This window comes from Pseudomonas sp. GM48, assembly GCF_000282335.1.
Classification (GTDB): domain Bacteria; phylum Pseudomonadota; class Gammaproteobacteria; order Pseudomonadales; family Pseudomonadaceae; genus Aquipseudomonas.
This window is the reverse complement of sequence record NZ_AKJM01000034.1, coordinates 85,780-100,345: the sequence shown is the minus strand read 5'-3', so window position 1 is coordinate 100,345 and position 14,566 is coordinate 85,780. Positions and strand designations below refer to the sequence as shown.

Annotated in this window: 11 protein-coding genes; 1 reads left to right on the top strand and 10 read right to left on the bottom strand. The window is 59.5% G+C overall.

Annotated features, from left to right (window positions below):
- Nucleotides 1-3,594 (top strand): membrane-targeted effector domain-containing toxin (locus PMI28_RS29330; protein ID WP_007982843.1); only part of this gene is annotated, 3,594 nt, incomplete at its 5' end.
- A gap of 108 nt (nucleotides 3,595-3,702) precedes the next feature.
- Here PMI28_RS29330 and PMI28_RS24495 read toward each other — a convergent pair.
- The 10 genes from PMI28_RS24495 to PMI28_RS24540 form a co-directional block, all read right to left on the bottom strand.
- Nucleotides 3,703-5,049, bottom strand: coding sequence for a hypothetical protein (locus PMI28_RS24495; RefSeq protein ID WP_007982841.1), 1,347 nt, complete (start codon nucleotides 5,047-5,049; stop codon nucleotides 3,703-3,705).
- 4 nt (nucleotides 5,050-5,053) lie between these two features.
- Nucleotides 5,054-6,790, bottom strand: coding sequence for a hypothetical protein (locus PMI28_RS24500; RefSeq protein WP_007982839.1), 1,737 nt, complete (start codon nucleotides 6,788-6,790; stop codon nucleotides 5,054-5,056).
- Between the two features lie 249 nt (nucleotides 6,791-7,039).
- On the bottom strand, nucleotides 7,040-8,617 hold the full coding sequence (gene guaA, locus PMI28_RS24505; RefSeq protein WP_007982837.1) for a glutamine-hydrolyzing GMP synthase: 1,578 nt from the start codon (nucleotides 8,615-8,617) through the stop codon (nucleotides 7,040-7,042).
- Between the two features lie 99 nt (nucleotides 8,618-8,716).
- Nucleotides 8,717-10,186 carry an IMP dehydrogenase gene (guaB, locus tag PMI28_RS24510; protein WP_007982835.1) on the bottom strand — a complete coding sequence of 490 codons (1,470 nt, stop codon included), beginning with the start codon at nucleotides 10,184-10,186 and terminating at the stop codon, nucleotides 8,717-8,719.
- 218 nt (nucleotides 10,187-10,404) lie between these two features.
- A complete protein-coding gene (locus PMI28_RS24515) occupies nucleotides 10,405-10,953 on the bottom strand; it encodes a hypothetical protein (RefSeq protein WP_007982833.1) in 549 nt (182 codons plus the stop codon).
- A gap of 171 nt (nucleotides 10,954-11,124) precedes the next feature.
- Entirely contained in the window at nucleotides 11,125-12,306 is a 1,182-nt protein-coding gene (gene purT, locus PMI28_RS24520; protein ID WP_007982831.1) for a formate-dependent phosphoribosylglycinamide formyltransferase, read from the bottom strand.
- Between the two features lie 78 nt (nucleotides 12,307-12,384).
- Complete coding sequence (locus PMI28_RS24525; RefSeq protein ID WP_007982829.1) at nucleotides 12,385-12,852, bottom strand: VUT family protein; 468 nt, start codon at nucleotides 12,850-12,852, stop codon at nucleotides 12,385-12,387.
- A gap of 206 nt (nucleotides 12,853-13,058) precedes the next feature.
- Nucleotides 13,059-13,274 (bottom strand): DUF1289 domain-containing protein, encoded by a 216-nt coding sequence (locus tag PMI28_RS24530; RefSeq protein WP_007982827.1) that lies wholly within the window; start codon nucleotides 13,272-13,274, stop codon nucleotides 13,059-13,061.
- Nucleotides 13,271-13,795 (bottom strand): gamma carbonic anhydrase family protein, encoded by a 525-nt coding sequence (locus PMI28_RS24535; RefSeq protein ID WP_007982824.1) that lies wholly within the window; start codon nucleotides 13,793-13,795, stop codon nucleotides 13,271-13,273. Before PMI28_RS24535 ends, PMI28_RS24530 begins: the two co-directional genes overlap by 4 nt.
- Before the next feature lie 53 nt (nucleotides 13,796-13,848).
- Entirely contained in the window at nucleotides 13,849-14,448 is a 600-nt protein-coding gene (locus tag PMI28_RS24540; RefSeq protein ID WP_007982822.1) for a CoA pyrophosphatase, read from the bottom strand.
- Between the last annotated feature and the right edge of the window lie 118 nt (nucleotides 14,449-14,566).

Below are 14,566 nucleotides of genomic sequence, written 5' to 3'. Positions count from 1 at the left end.
GGCTGGCCGATCGCCCTGCCGGTGATCGGCGCCAGCCTCGCCAATATGGGGTTGAACATCGATCAGGCGGTCAACGGTAAAACCGCTGCAGAACGCAAGGCCGGTATCATTGGCGCGGTGCTCAGTGGCATCGATGTGCTGTTTAACCTGCTTGTACTCAAAGGTCCGGGATCGCTGGAAGACGTCGGCCCCGAGGTTGACGCTGCTGAAGCGCAAGAAATCGCCGATTTGAAGGACGCGCCCAATCCGGTCAAAAGTCCCAAGCCGACGCCGGCCGAAGTTCCCGTGTCCACAGCGGGCAAAGCCGAGCCGAGCGTGAAAGTGCCAGAAACTTTCAGGATCGATGTACCGCTCAATGAGGATACTCTGGTTCGCGAGCCAGGCAGACTCCAGGGTATCTATCAGCTGGCGTCCAACCCTTCCAGCGCCATCAAGCTCAACGGTGATGCTTACTACGTGCGCTACGAATCCAGCATAAACGGCCGTGGTACCTGGGCCATCATCGACCCGGCCAACCCCCATGCATTCTCCGGTTCGATTCCCGTACGTTTGAGCGCCGAAGGCGAGTGGGAAGTGATTCCGCGCCTGGGACTGCGGGGCGGCATGCAAGCGTCGTCCCTTGCTGGCGCATCAAGTGAACCCGTCGTCGAAGAATGGGCACGCACACCGGGAGTTTCCTTACCCGAGATCGAAGACCCTGAAATGAGGACATGGGCACTCGGCGGAGCAGACCAGCGCGCAGAGTTCCGGAGGATATGGACGATCGGCTCAATAGATGTCCGCAGTGTGCTGGGGGATGTGAACACAGCAGGCCCCCGCAGCGTGTTCATGAACACTTTCGAGGAAAACATTGAGAATGTGAGCGCCTTCGAACTGGCGCAACAAGAATCCCGCGATCTCCTGGTCAGCGAAGCAAATGCCTACTACGAACTCAATACCCCGACACCTCGCCCACCGGTATCGTCTGAGCCGATAAACACATCGACCGAGCTGCTCGATACTGCATTCGCGGAAAAACCGGGGTTGGTTGTGGGAGAGCGTTACGGCAGCATCGGCAGTAAACAGTTCCTGATCGAAAACATGCCCGCTCTGGCCGGTCGCGGCGTAAGGACGTTGTACCTGCAGGAACTGCTGGTTAACGTCAATCAACTTGATCTGGACTTGTTTGCACGAACCGGCGAAATGCCCGAGGAGCTGGAGAACTACCTGAGAAAGCTCGATATCAATGCCGGAAACGACCCCGAGGGCAGATTCAACCTGCTGGCACTGGTGAAAGCTGCCAACGCTCAGCGCATTCGTGTGCAAGCCCTCGACATGACGACGACCTACAACATTAATGGAACCCATGTCTTTCGGGGTAACAGCCAAATGGCGAGAAGTTTTTTTGCCAGCCAGGTGATTCAGTTCAATGAAGAGTTAAAGGGGCCAGCCAAATGGGTTGCCCTGGTCAATCAGGAATACATGACAAGTTTCAGAGACTACAGGGGCATCAGCGAACAGACTGACGCCTTGAGTGTGCGAATCGATGACGTGCCTCCGGGTCAGGTACAGCCCATCGGTTCGGACCCTGGCTTGGCGGTGGAATATGCCGACTATCCAGACTCCCTTGTCGTTGAAGCCGTGGAAGGCCTCACTGATATCGACAACATCGGGGCGCTCATCAAAGGCGACTGGCGAGTGCAAATACAAACGTCATGGGCCGACAGAACCTCGCAAGAACTGCGAGCACTGTTGTCAGAACCCGGGATGTTCACTTTCCAGCGCTACAGAAGCAGCCTGCTGGTGGTTTATCGCGACGCCAATAATCGAATGGCGGACAGCGTCATCCGGTTCACGGCCGAAGGGAAAATCACCCTGGATACACCGTTCGGACCAACCCGTAACGCCATGACGGTCGATAACTTCGAGCAACTCAAGCAGGCATTGATCGAACGTGGCATGAAGCCGATGGGATGGCCGGAACTGGCCGGCGAAGCTGATGGTGCCGCGTCCGTGCTCGAAGGACTGGCGCAGGCGCTCCCGCACATTCAGAGGCCGTCCGTACCGGACACATGGCAGGCCAACGAGTTGCTCGAAAGCATGAGCGCCGAAAGCGAACCTGGAAAATACCAGGGCATCTATCGTCTGAACTCCAACCCTTCGACCGCCATCATGCTCGATGACACGCCGTACTACGTCGATTTCAAGCCCGACGTCAACGGCGCTGGCCACTGGGCGATCATCGACCCGGAAAACCCGACAGCACTGTCGGGCTCGATCCCTGTGCGCCTGAATGCCGAAGGGAAGTGGGAAACCATGGCGAAAGAGGGCCTCAAGGGAGGCGGAAAAACTCAAAGCAAACCAGTTCCCGTTTTGCCCGGGCCTTCCGCTTCCCATCCGGACGCCGGTGCGCAAAGTGCAACATCCGTTTATGAGGTGCCGATCCGATGGCGTCCAGAGCTCAAGAACGCGGCAAATGGTTTCCACGACCGTTCTATATGGGATGTCTACGAGAATTTTCGTGAGTTCGACCCTTACCGGGATTTCAAGGCGATCAGACAACGCCTGCTTCAAGATGCGGTGAGCTTTTATGAACACCCTCAGCTGCCACCAAGGCCGCCCATTGCGTCGATGGATTCAGCCGCTACCGACCAGACCATTATTCAGACGCTTTTTCAGGACACCCGAGGACTGGTCATTGGTGAAAGCCATGGCGATACCGGCAGCAAGCAATTCTTGATCGACAACATGGAGCACTTAGCCAGGCAGAACGTCAAAACCCTCTACATGGAACATTTGCTCACTGACTTCCATCAGGCCGATCTGGATGAGTTTTTCAATACAGGTTCAATGCCTGAAAGCCTGGAGCAGTACTTAGAGGGACTCGATCACGGGCATTTGACCGACCCGCTCGATCGCTACACGTTTCTTGAAGTGGTCAGGACCGCGGGGAAACACCGTGTTCGGGTTCAGGCCATCGACTGCATGGCAAGTTACAGGCTCAGCGGCATGCGTTCTTCCCATCTTGGCGAGAACATCGACACAGAGACGCTCAGGCAGCAAATGATGAATTTCTACGCCAGGACAGTCATCCGGGCCGATCAGGCCTCGCATGGTGCTCACCGGTGGGTGGCCTTGACGGGTAATTCCCATGCCGGCACCTACCGTAATGTTGCGGGCATCAGCGAGCTGGAAGAAGCCATTGGTTTGCGCATCGAGGATGTCGCCGAAGGTCAGGCCACGGGCATCGTGGCAGATCCTGGCAGGAACTACGCGGTTGACCATATCGGGCACGCGGTCGAGTTTGTGAAAAACGATTTGCGCCTGCAGATCGAAACGCCCTGGATGGCCCAAAGAATGCCGGAGATCGACAAGCTGCTGACCAGGCCCGGCATGTACACCTTGAAACAGGACCCGGTCGCGACATATCTCATGCACCGAAGCAGTGACAACTCGCTGGTGCGTACCGCCATCGAGACGGAGCATGGCTACCACTCCATCAAACGGCCGTCCTGGCCTTTGATCAATGGACGACGGTTTCCCAGTATCAAGGCGTTACTGGAAGCTCTGGATCAAATGGGCATGACCTTGGCAGGTTGGTCGAAACCTCTGTAACGCGCCCACAAAAAAAAGCCGTGTGAAATCTGGTTTCACACGGCTTTACTGCTCCAGCACTCAAGCCATTATGGCGTGTGCGGGATCATTCCCACTCAATGGTTTTCTTCAAGTCAGGTCGATCACGATGATCTCGCAAAGATCGCCGGGTTCCAGGTCCTGCGTGTTGTGAAGCTCCGATTGGGCCTTCAGTTCGTCCACCAGTGGCATGCGCGGCACTTCAGTCGGTGCACCTTTCTTGCCGCCATGCTTGCCCGCCATCGTCGACATCATGGTCTTGAGGCGATCGGGCGTCTGTTCCTCGTTGCGTTTGTTGAAGCGGTTCCACATCGCCTTGGGCGTTGCGTTCAGGCTGCCGTGATGTCCGACCTTGTAGAAATCGACGTCGTCGAGCAGTTCCGCCATGCCCGATTGGAGCGCGTAGTTCCAGTTCTCCAGTTGCGCATCACCGGGAAACAACAGCTTTCTGGTTCCCGCTTCGAACAACAGGATGAGGCTCGTATTGTTCACGGCGTCATCCAGCGCCGTGACGATTCCGAGCAACTGATCAGCTTCCGCGTTGTCGACCCGTTCCGCGACCCAGCGCATCTCGCTTGGCAGGCGCGACTTGCGAAACATTTCTTCTTTCGAAAGCTGTGGGAACAGCTTGCTGTCCGACTGCCTGGCCACCGCGGCATCCGCGCCGAGAGCCACCAGGGGACTTGCACGTAACCAATAGTCGCTCGAGGCTTTCGCATACTTTTTGATCGACTGCGACTGCTGCAATGTCGGGGGGCCCAACACGTGCACCTTGATGTTCGGCAGGATTTCGTCGAGATCGACATCGCAGCCGTGAAACAGATAGACGTTGCGTGTCTCATCACCAGCCATGGTCATCAGGTTCTTGACCGCGGAGAGGTTCTTGATGTTGTCCTCGCCGAGAAAGCGCAGGCGGTCGGCAAACGGCCATTGGGCGTTGAAGCCCTTCTCGCTGTCGAGCCGCCGCACCACCGATTCGGCGATGGCATGCATGCTTTCGAGCGAGGCAACACGCGTGTCGAAAGCCTTCTTCGCCGCTGCCGCATCAGCCGGGCCCGCCCAGTTCTCGGGGGCTTCGGGGGCCTCGGTCCATGGCTGCAGCACGCGATCGGGCTTGAGTGCCCGGATCACATCGCCAGGACCATCGCCATTGTCAGACGTGGCGAACCCGCTGATGTGATCGGCATGCCGGTGGGTGGCGACCACGATGTCGAGCTTGCCGCCACATTGCTGCGCGATGTCGTCGGCCACGCGCTTCATGTCCGCCTTCGGATCGTTTTTCGGCATGCCGGTGCTGCCGAAATCGATCAGGATGTGCCTGGCGCTGTTGTCGCTGTAATCGAAGCGCAGAAGAAAGCAGTCGCCGAATCCGACCTGGTAGGCGCGAATCGTCGCCTTGACGGGTTGCGGCCCTGCGCTGTGAGCAGTGGTGACCATGCTGTCAATCCTCCATGCGCGCCAGATGCATGCTCGAGAAGCGCATGCGCGCCTCATCGCGTGGCATACGCAGTTGCCCTGTATCGCGCAGGTACTCGAGGCGCCGCACTTGCCGCGCGCCATCGAGCAGGCCATTGCAGATGTGGTACTTGAGGCGACCGTACTGGTCGAAGACGACGACACCACCGCCGAAGAGATCGGCCCGCGTGCGGGTCGTGAAACCCTCGGGCAAGGGTTTGATGCCGCACTCCGACATCAGCTCGGATCCGAAGAAATGCCCGATCTGGACGTACTGACAAATCGTTTCCCGGAACGGAATACCGTCGGGATCGACACGCAATGCCGCGTCGATCGACTGCACTTGCGTATGGCCCCGATCGGTGATGCCGAGTGCCTCGCGGTTTTCCCAAAGGAAGCGAAAGCATTCATCAGGGTCACGCGTCAGCGCTTCGGCATTGCTACGCGAATACTGCAGCTCTTCCGGCGTCGAAAAACCCAACCAGCATCCGTCTGTGTCAGTTTGTCCACTGGGTGGGACGATGCCATAAGCCTCGAAGGAATTCCTGATCTGCGAGCGATAACCAAACCGGCTGTCATCCGGCACCAGCTCGCGATCAGCCGTGAGCAACCCGGCCAGGAACTGGCCAAAATCGAGATCGGTCGGTGGACAGTAGTCGATCGCACGGATCGACATCTGCAACAACTGCGCAGCGGCCTTGGCTCCTTCTTCGACGACAGACTTGAGGTTGTAGCCACCACCATCGAATGTGCCGAGCTGGGCGATGCGTTGAGTCCATAGTTCGACGAAAGCGCGCATCATCGCTGCCACGAGGACTTCGCCTCGTCGATGCGGCTCCAGCATTTCGGGGGCATCGAGAATGTCCGGATCAGGCGTAATCTTGACCGATTGGCGCAGAGCCTCGCGTCCACCACCCGCGATGGCACCTATCTCGGCAGCGATGCCGAGCAGGATCGACGATCGTATGGCATCGCCCGTGACCTTCTCGGCAGGAATCAGCTGCATCGGCTCGCCGAGGCCCGGCAGTTTGTCATTGAAGCCCAGACCCGCTGCGACCACTTCGGGCAGCGAGAAGATCGAGAGGATCGCAACGATGTCGGCGAAGCCTTCATGGAAGGCGGCCTGGTCGGGACCAGACGGCTCCGTGTAGCGCGTGCGCAGGCCGTCCAGTACCGCATGCGTAGTCTCATGTGCGATGACGTCGTGGCTGAGCGCGGTAAAGACCGGCTGCATCTTGTCGTCGAAGAAGTAGCCAAACATCAGCGTCCTGTCGGGCTCCGAATAAAAAGCGTTGGCCAGCGCGAAGGCATGTGGCGCAATGTGCAGCTGATGGCCACCGAACGACCAGCGGACACGGCGACCGAGCGCGCGCTCGAACAGACCCAGCGTGCGCATCGCGATCGCATAGCAGTTCTGGGCATGGAAATTGGGATTCTCGAGCAAGCGGGCCTGGTAGGCCTTGTCGTGCAGTGTTTCGCCGTCCTGCGGCGCGAAGGGATCGAGCAAGACGTCGCCGACTTGATAGCGTTGGCGATCGGCGTAGGCGTGCCGCTCGGTCGCGTTGTAGTCGACCACCTTGATCCTGTAGCCAGTGGGGCCCGAAGCCAGGATCTCGGCCGGCACGTCGACCTGCGCGAACACTATGGGTCCGTTGTTGCCCAGACGCAGACCCGGATCCTTGGCGATGACGGTCAGTTTACGAACGGATTGCAGCACAGTCATGGAAGCGCCCTCTTGCGAAAAAGCTACTCACAGACTTTATGCGTTGTACTGCATGCGCATCATCTGGTTTGGGTAGAGTAGATGGACTCATGCAGGCCTGCGCCGAAGTTGCCCATCAAGCCGCAGGCGCTGCCGTTCATCCTATGGAATTCAACGACCCAGAGTTTGGGAAGCTGCAATCGATGTCGTATTCACGATCACCGGCAGCCTCCTCTAAACCATTGATTCACATGGCTGGTTCAACCGCCATCATTCCCACTCAATGGTCGCTGGCGGCTTGCTCGACACGTCGTAAGTGACGCGGGAGATGCCTTCGATTTCATTGATGATGCGGCCGCTGACGGTTTCCAGCAGTTCGTAAGGCAGGTGTGCCCAACGCGCGGTCATGAAGTCGATGGTTTCCACGGCACGCAGGGCCACGACCCAGGCGTAACGACGGCCATCGCCAACCACGCCAACCGATTTCACCGGCTGGAACACCACGAACGCCTGGCTGACCTTGTGGTACCAGTCGGCCTTGCGCAGTTCTTCGATGAAGATGTGGTCGGCGCGACGCAGCAGGTCGGCGTATTCCTTCTTCACTTCACCGAGGATGCGCACGCCCAGGCCCGGGCCCGGGAACGGGTGACGGTAGACCATGTCGTACGGCAGGCCCAGCTCCAGGCCCAGACGGCGGACTTCGTCCTTGAACAGCTCGCGCAGTGGCTCGACCAGCTTGAGGTTCATTTCTTCCGGCAGGCCGCCCACGTTGTGGTGCGACTTGATCACGTGGGCCTTGCCGCTTTTCGCGCCAGCCGACTCGATCACGTCCGGGTAGATGGTGCCCTGGGCCAGGTACTTGATGTTGTCCAGCTTGCAGGATTCGGCATCGAACACGTCGATGAAGGTACGGCCGATGATCTTGCGCTTCTTCTCCGGGTCGGCTTCGCCGGCCAGGTTGCCCAGGAACTGCTCCTCGGCATTGGCGCGGATCACCTTGACGCCCATGTTCTCGGCGAACATGGCCATCACTTGCTCGCCTTCGTGCAGGCGCAGCAGGCCGTTGTCGACGAAGACGCAGGTCAGCTGGTCGCCAATGGCCTTGTGCAGCAGCGCGGCAACCACGGAGGAGTCAACGCCGCCGGACAGACCAAGCAGTACGTTGTCAGTGCCGACCTGGGCGCGAACCTGGGCGATGGCGTCTTCAGCGATTTTCGACGGAGTCCACAGGGCTTCACACTCGCAGATGTCGAGGATGAAGCGCGACAGGATGCGACCGCCTTGCTTGGTGTGGGTCACTTCCGGGTGGAACTGCACGCCGTAGTAGCGACGCTCATCGCTGAACATGCCGGCAATCGGGCAGCTCGGGGTGCTGGCCAGGATGTGGAAGTCAGACGGCATTTTGGTGACCTTGTCACCGTGGCTCATCCATACGTCGAGGCCGAACAGGCCATCGGCGTCGATGTGGTCTTCGATGCCGTCGAGCAGGCGGCTCTTGCCGACCACGTCTACGCGGGCGTAACCGAACTCACGCAGCTCGGAACCTTCAACCTTGCCGCCCAGTTGCTCGGCCATGGTCTGCATGCCGTAGCAGATACCGAAGACCGGTACGCCCAGGTCGAAAACGGCTTGCGGGCAGCGAGGGCTGTTGGCTTCGTGAACCGACTCCGGGCCACCGGCGAGGATGACGCCTTTAGGAGCGAATTCGCGGATCGCATCTTCGTCCATGTCGAACGGATGCAGTTCGCAGTACACGCCGATTTCACGCACGCGGCGGGCGATCAGTTGGGTGTACTGGGAACCGAAGTCGAGGATCAGGATGCGGTGAGCGTGAATGTCGAGGGCCATGATTCAGTCTCGTCTAAAAAATTCGGAAACAGTCGTGATTCAGAAACAACTCGGGGCTGAATAAAACAGCCCCGGTTGCTTAGCTTGTTACTTGAAGGCTCAACCTACGCGGTAGTTTGGCGCTTCCTTGGTGATCTGCACGTCGTGAACGTGGGACTCGGCCATGCCGGCACCGGTGATCCGCACGAACTCAGGCTTGGTGCGCATCTCTTCGATGTTGGCGCTACCGGTGTAGCCCATCGAGGAGCGCAGGCCGCCCATCAACTGGTGGATGATCGCGCTCAGGGTGCCCTTGTACGGAACACGCCCTTCGATGCCTTCCGGCACGAGCTTCTCGGCGCCTGCCGAGGAGTCCTGGAAGTAACGGTCGGAGGAGCCTTGAGCCTGGGACATGGCGCCCAGCGAGCCCATGCCGCGATAAGCCTTGTACGAACGGCCCTGGAACAATTCGATCTCGCCCGGCGCTTCTTCGGTACCGGCGAACATCGAGCCCATCATCACGCAGGAAGCACCGGCAACGATGGCCTTGGACAGGTCACCGGAGAAACGGATACCGCCGTCGGCGATCAACGGCACGCCAGTGCCTTCAAGGGCAGCGGCGACGTTGGCGATGGCACTGATTTGCGGCACGCCGACACCGGCGACGATACGGGTGGTGCAGATCGAGCCAGGGCCGATACCGACCTTGACTGCGTCAGCGCCGGCTTCGGCCAGGGCCTTGGCGGCAGCGCCGGTGGCGATGTTGCCGCCGATGACCTGCACTTCAGGGAAGTTCTGCTTGACCCAGCGAACGCGGTCGATCACGCCTTTGGAGTGACCGTGTGCGGTGTCGACCACCACCACGTCAACGCCGGCATTGACCAGGGCGGCTACGCGGTCACCGGTGTCTTTACCGGTGCCGACGGCCGCACCAACGCGCAGACGACCTTGATCGTCCTTGCTGGCCAGCGGGTAAGCCTTGGCTTTTTCGATGTCTTTAACGGTCATCATGCCTTTGAGGGCAAACTTGTCGTCGACGATCAGGACTTTTTCCAGGCGGTGCTTGTGCAGCAACTCGCGGACTTCGTTCTTGTTGGCGCCTTCCTTGACCGTGACCAGACGCTCTTTAGGCGTCATCACTTCACGAACGGTGGCATCCAGACGGGTTTCGAAGCGCACGTCACGGGAGGTGACGATGCCGACCAGGTCGCCATCGTGCAGCACCGGAACACCGGAAATGTTGTGCATGCGGGTCAGTTCGAACAGGTCACGCACCGTGGCGTCAGCCTCGATGGTGATCGGGTCTTTGACGACACCGGCTTCGAACTTCTTGACCTTGCGGACTTCGGCAGCTTGCTGCTCGATGGTCATGTTCTTGTGGATGATGCCGATACCACCTTCCTGAGCCATGGCGATTGCCAGACGGGCTTCAGTGACGGTGTCCATGGCAGCGGAAACCAGTGGAATATTCAGCTCGATGCCACGGGTAAGGCGGGTCTTGAGACTGACTTCGTTAGGAAGCACCTCGGAATAACCGGGCACTAGGAGAATGTCGTCGAATGTCAGAGCTTCTTGGCTGATACGCAGCATCGCGGGGGCTCCCGAGCGGGAAAATGGAAGCGCGCCATTATAGTCAGACACCCCCTCGGGTTCAATGTAAAACTCTGACTATTATTGGCATTACTGACATACGGGGCGCTTTTTCGTAGGAGCGAGCTTGCTCGCGATGGTCGTGAACGATAATGCGGGTTGTCTGGAAACCCGCGTGGCCTGAAAGTTCATCGCGAGCAAGCTCGCTCCTACAGGTTTCAGAGTTCGACTTTTACCCAACTGACCGGCTGATCCAGCCAATCGGCAAATTCGTCGAGAAAGCGCTGTTTAAAGCCGGCTTCGGCCCAGTTGTTGAAGATGAAACCGAGGTTGGAGAAGCCGCATTCCTGCAGGAACAGGAAGCCGTTGATGTCGTCTTCATGCCCGCATTCCGGGCAGGTGAAGTTGTCGGTGCGTCCTGGCATCCAGTCTTCCAGGCTTTCGAACAGGGCTTCACCGATTTCCTTGCGGCACTCGGCACAACCTGCTTCTCCAAGGAAACCCTTGGCCGGCGTATAGATGCAGCGCTTGGTGACAATTTCCAGGCCGTTGACGGCTTCGCCAAACGGCAGCGCTTCCGGATGCAGGACCACCTCACGGGCACCCTCGGCGATGGCGTGTCCCATACGATTGCCGGTGCGGCCGCAAGTGGTCAGTTCTTCCTGGACGATGTTCTTGCGCACCAGCCAGCGCACAACGGCCCTGGCCCGGGGTTCGTGCACCGGCAGGGTGGAGATTTTCGGGACGATGATGCTTTGGGAATTCATGGGTACAGGCCTGAAGCTTTAATAAAGGGTCTTGGGCACCCCCAAATTATAGAGACTGAACACCGAACCTGTGGGAGCGGGCTTGCTCGCGAAGAGGGAGTGTCAGTCAACATTAATGTGTCTGACACAGCGCTTTCGCGAGCAAGCCCGCTCCCACAGGGTTACGGGTTTTTACAGTTCTACGACAACCGCCTGCGAAGCACGGGTCGCCTTGGCACGGGCGGCTTCGATCGATTCGTCGCGCGCAAGGGCCACGCCCATGCGGCGCTGGCCGTTGACCTCAGGCTTGCCGAACAGGCGCAGCGCGGTATCCGGCTCGCTCAAGGCGGCACCCAGATTGGCAAAAGCGGTCTGGGTCGACTGCCCTTCCACCAGGATCACCGCCGAGGCCGATGGCCCGAACTGACGGATCAACGGGATCGGCAGACCGAGAATGGCCCGTGCGTGCAGGGCGAACTGCGACAGGTCCTGGGAAATCAGGGTCACCAGACCGGTGTCATGCGGGCGCGGCGAGACTTCGCTGAACCACACCTGGTCGCCTTTGATGAACAGCTCGACGCCGAACAGACCACGGCCACCCAGGGCTTCGGTCACGGCCTTGGCGACACGTTCGGATTCAGCCAGGGCAATCGGGCTCATGGCTTGCGGCTGCCAGGACTCCTGATAGTCGCCCTTCTCCTGACGGTGGCCGACCGGTGCGCAGAACGTAGTGCCGCCAACGTGGCGCACGGTCAGCAGGGTGATTTCGTAGTCGAAATCGATGAAGCCTTCGATGATCACCCGGCCTTTACCGGCACGGCCACCTTCCTGGGCGTAGTCCCAGGCCTTCTGCACGTCATCGACGCTACGCAGCAGGCTCTGGCCCTTGCCTGAAGAACTCATGACCGGTTTGACCACGCATGGGAAACCGAGGTCTTCGACAGCTTTGCTGTAGTCCTCGAAGGTGTCGGCGAAGTGGTACGGCGAGGTTGGCAGGTCCAGTTCTTCGGCGGCCAGGCGACGGATGCCTTCGCGGTTCATGGTCAGCTGCGCGGCGCGGGCGGTCGGGATCACGGTGAAACCTTCGGCCTCCAGCTCCACCAGGGTCGCGGTGGCGATGGCTTCGATTTCCGGCACGATAAAGTGCGGTTTCTCGGCTTCGATTACCGCTCGCAAGGCCGCGCCATCAAGCATGTTGATCACGTGGCTGCGGTGCGCAACCTGCATGGCCGGCGCGTTGGCGTAGCGATCCACGGCAATCACTTCAACGCCCAGGCGTTGCAGCTCGATCACCACTTCCTTGCCCAACTCGCCACAGCCACACATCAATACGCGGGTCGCGGTGGGCGACAATGGAGTTCCGATACGGGTCATCTGAAGGTCCTCAAAGAAGCGGATCATCGAGGGAAGCACGCTTCCCATGGGGAGAAAGCGCGGCATTTTACATGAACTTCAGCTGACGACAGCCTGTTTGCGCAGGCGCCAGGCCATGATCAGCCATACGGCGGTGACCCCGGCGAACTTCGACCCCAGGGCAGTAAGGATCACCCCCGGCGTCAGTACGCCGATCATGCCGAAAAAGATAAAGGTGTCGAGGGGAATGCTCAGGGCCGAACTTATCCACAGGCGATCATGCAGCGGGCGCCTGGTGATGCTGAACACCAGCCAGTCGATGCACTCGGAAATCGCGAACGCCGTGGCACTGGCCAGGGCGATGGACGGATCGGAAGTGATGTAGGACAGCACCAGCGCCGCCAGCATCGCCACGAGGGCGCCATGCCCGAATCGGGCTTGCACCATGTCGCGCAACACAAACACCAGCCCGCCCCAGGCCGACCAGATGATGTCCAGGTGCGGCGCGGTGGAAAAGGCGTAGTTGATCAGCACGACGCTGCTGATGTAGGCGACCAGGAAGAGCATGGACAGTGGGATGCCTGAGGATTCAAGGCGCACAGGGTACTTCAGTCATGCAATGCCGCCAAATGCAGCGCGATCCTTGTAGCAGCTGGCGAAGCCGGCGTTCGGCTGCGAAGCAGGCGCAAAATCAGCCAAAAGCGGTGCGTCAGATATACCGTGTGCTCAGGTTTTACGACTGCTGCGCAGCCGAACGCAGGCTTCGCCAGCTGCTACCGGTTCGGTGATTTGTTGAGCATCCAGATCAACCCGCTGGCCTTGGCCCGCTCATGACACAACCCCAGCACCTTGCGGCGCTCGGCGTTGTCCATGCGGCTCCAGCGGGTGATTTCTTCCACCGTGCGCTGGCAACCGGTACAGATGTCATCGTCATCCAGCGCGCAAATGTTCACGCAGGGCGATGCTACCGGGCGTTCGGTGGTGGTCATTGTTCCTGCTCGGCCAGGTCGCGGGCATAACGCTGCGAGTTGTGCACGTAGTGAGCAGCGCTGGCCTCGAGCATCTTGATTTGCGGCTCGGTCAATTCGCGCACCACCTTGCCGGGCGAGCCCATGACTAGCGATCCGTCCGGAATCTCCTTGCCTTCGCCGATCAGCGAATTGGCGCCGATGATGCAGTTCTTGCCAATCTTCGCGCCATTGAGAATCACCGCGTTGATGCCGATCAGGCTGTAGTCGCCGACGGTGCAGCCGTGGAGCATGGCGTTATGGCCGATGGTCACGCCAGTGCCGATGACCAGCGGGTAGCCCATGTCGGTGTGCATCACGGTGCCGTCCTGGACGTTGCTGTTCTTGCCGATCAGGATCAACTCGTTGTCGCCGCGCAGAACGGTGTTGAACCAGACGTTGGCGCCCTCTTCCAGCTTGACCTTGCCCACCAGCACGGCATTGGGAGCCACCCAGCTTTGTGGATGGGTTTCGACGCGGGCGTCGCCCAGGCGGTATTTCATCGTGTTGTCCTCAAGGCTCTGGCAGGCAGGTTCAAACCATTCGAACGATGGCTTCAGGTGTTGATAAAGCTTTTGGGAGGTTGATGCAGGCTGATTTTGGCGTCATACAGCAGGTTGATCAACTCGACGATCATGATCGCCGTCAGTCCCCAGATCTTGTATTCACCGAAGCGATAGCTCGGCACATACCAGCTGTGGCCCTGATAATCGATGCGATGGGTATGTTCACGGGGGTCTTTGCGGAAGAACTCCAGGGGCACGCTGAACACGGCGGCGATCTCGGCATCGTTGGCCTGGTATTCGACGAAATCCGGAATCACCCCGACATACGGGGTGACCTTGATGCCATGCAGGCTGATCAGCGGGCTGAGCGGGCCGATCACCTCGACCAGTCCCGGCGGCAGGCCGATCTCTTCTTCGGCCTCACGCAAGGCGGTGAAAATCAGGTCGGGGTCTTCGGGGTCGCGGCGGCCACCGGGGAAGGCAACTTCGCCGCCATGGGTCGACAGTCCGCTGGCACGCAGGGTCAACACCAGCTCTGGCTCGTCACTGCGGGTGATCGGCACCAGCACTGCGGCCTCGGGAAAACGATGGTCGGTCTCCAACGTGCGTGGTGTGTGGTTACTTACCCGATGCAGTAGCTCGTCCAGCATGAGTGTTCTCGATCTGTGCCTTACCCGGCATCATGCACCAATCGCTGCGGCCGCCCAACCCCCGCAACCGCCCCATGTCGCGAAACGACAACTTGCCGACCGGCACTGCCACACGCCA

What these genes read in the sequence shown, in the direction of transcription:
- PMI28_RS24495 (WP_007982841.1), bottom strand. Translation starts at nt 5,049, where the DNA reads ATGGTCACCACTGCTCACAGCGCAGGGCCGCAACCCGTCAAGGCGACG.
- PMI28_RS24500 (WP_007982839.1), bottom strand. Translation starts at nt 6,790, where the DNA reads ATGACTGTGCTGCAATCCGTTCGTAAACTGACCGTCATCGCCAAGGAT.
- guaA (WP_007982837.1), bottom strand. Translation starts at nt 8,617, where the DNA reads ATGGCCCTCGACATTCACGCTCACCGCATCCTGATCCTCGACTTCGGT.
- guaB (WP_007982835.1), bottom strand. Translation starts at nt 10,186, where the DNA reads ATGCTGCGTATCAGCCAAGAAGCTCTGACATTCGACGACATTCTCCTA.
- PMI28_RS24515 (WP_007982833.1), bottom strand. Translation starts at nt 10,953, where the DNA reads ATGAATTCCCAAAGCATCATCGTCCCGAAAATCTCCACCCTGCCGGTG.
- purT (WP_007982831.1), bottom strand. Translation starts at nt 12,306, where the DNA reads ATGACCCGTATCGGAACTCCATTGTCGCCCACCGCGACCCGCGTATTG.
- PMI28_RS24525 (WP_007982829.1), bottom strand. Translation starts at nt 12,852, where the DNA reads ATGCTCTTCCTGGTCGCCTACATCAGCAGCGTCGTGCTGATCAACTAC.
- PMI28_RS24530 (WP_007982827.1), bottom strand. Translation starts at nt 13,274, where the DNA reads ATGACCACCACCGAACGCCCGGTAGCATCGCCCTGCGTGAACATTTGC.
- PMI28_RS24535 (WP_007982824.1), bottom strand. Translation starts at nt 13,795, where the DNA reads ATGAAATACCGCCTGGGCGACGCCCGCGTCGAAACCCATCCACAAAGC.
- PMI28_RS24540 (WP_007982822.1), bottom strand. Translation starts at nt 14,448, where the DNA reads ATGCTGGACGAGCTACTGCATCGGGTAAGTAACCACACACCACGCACG.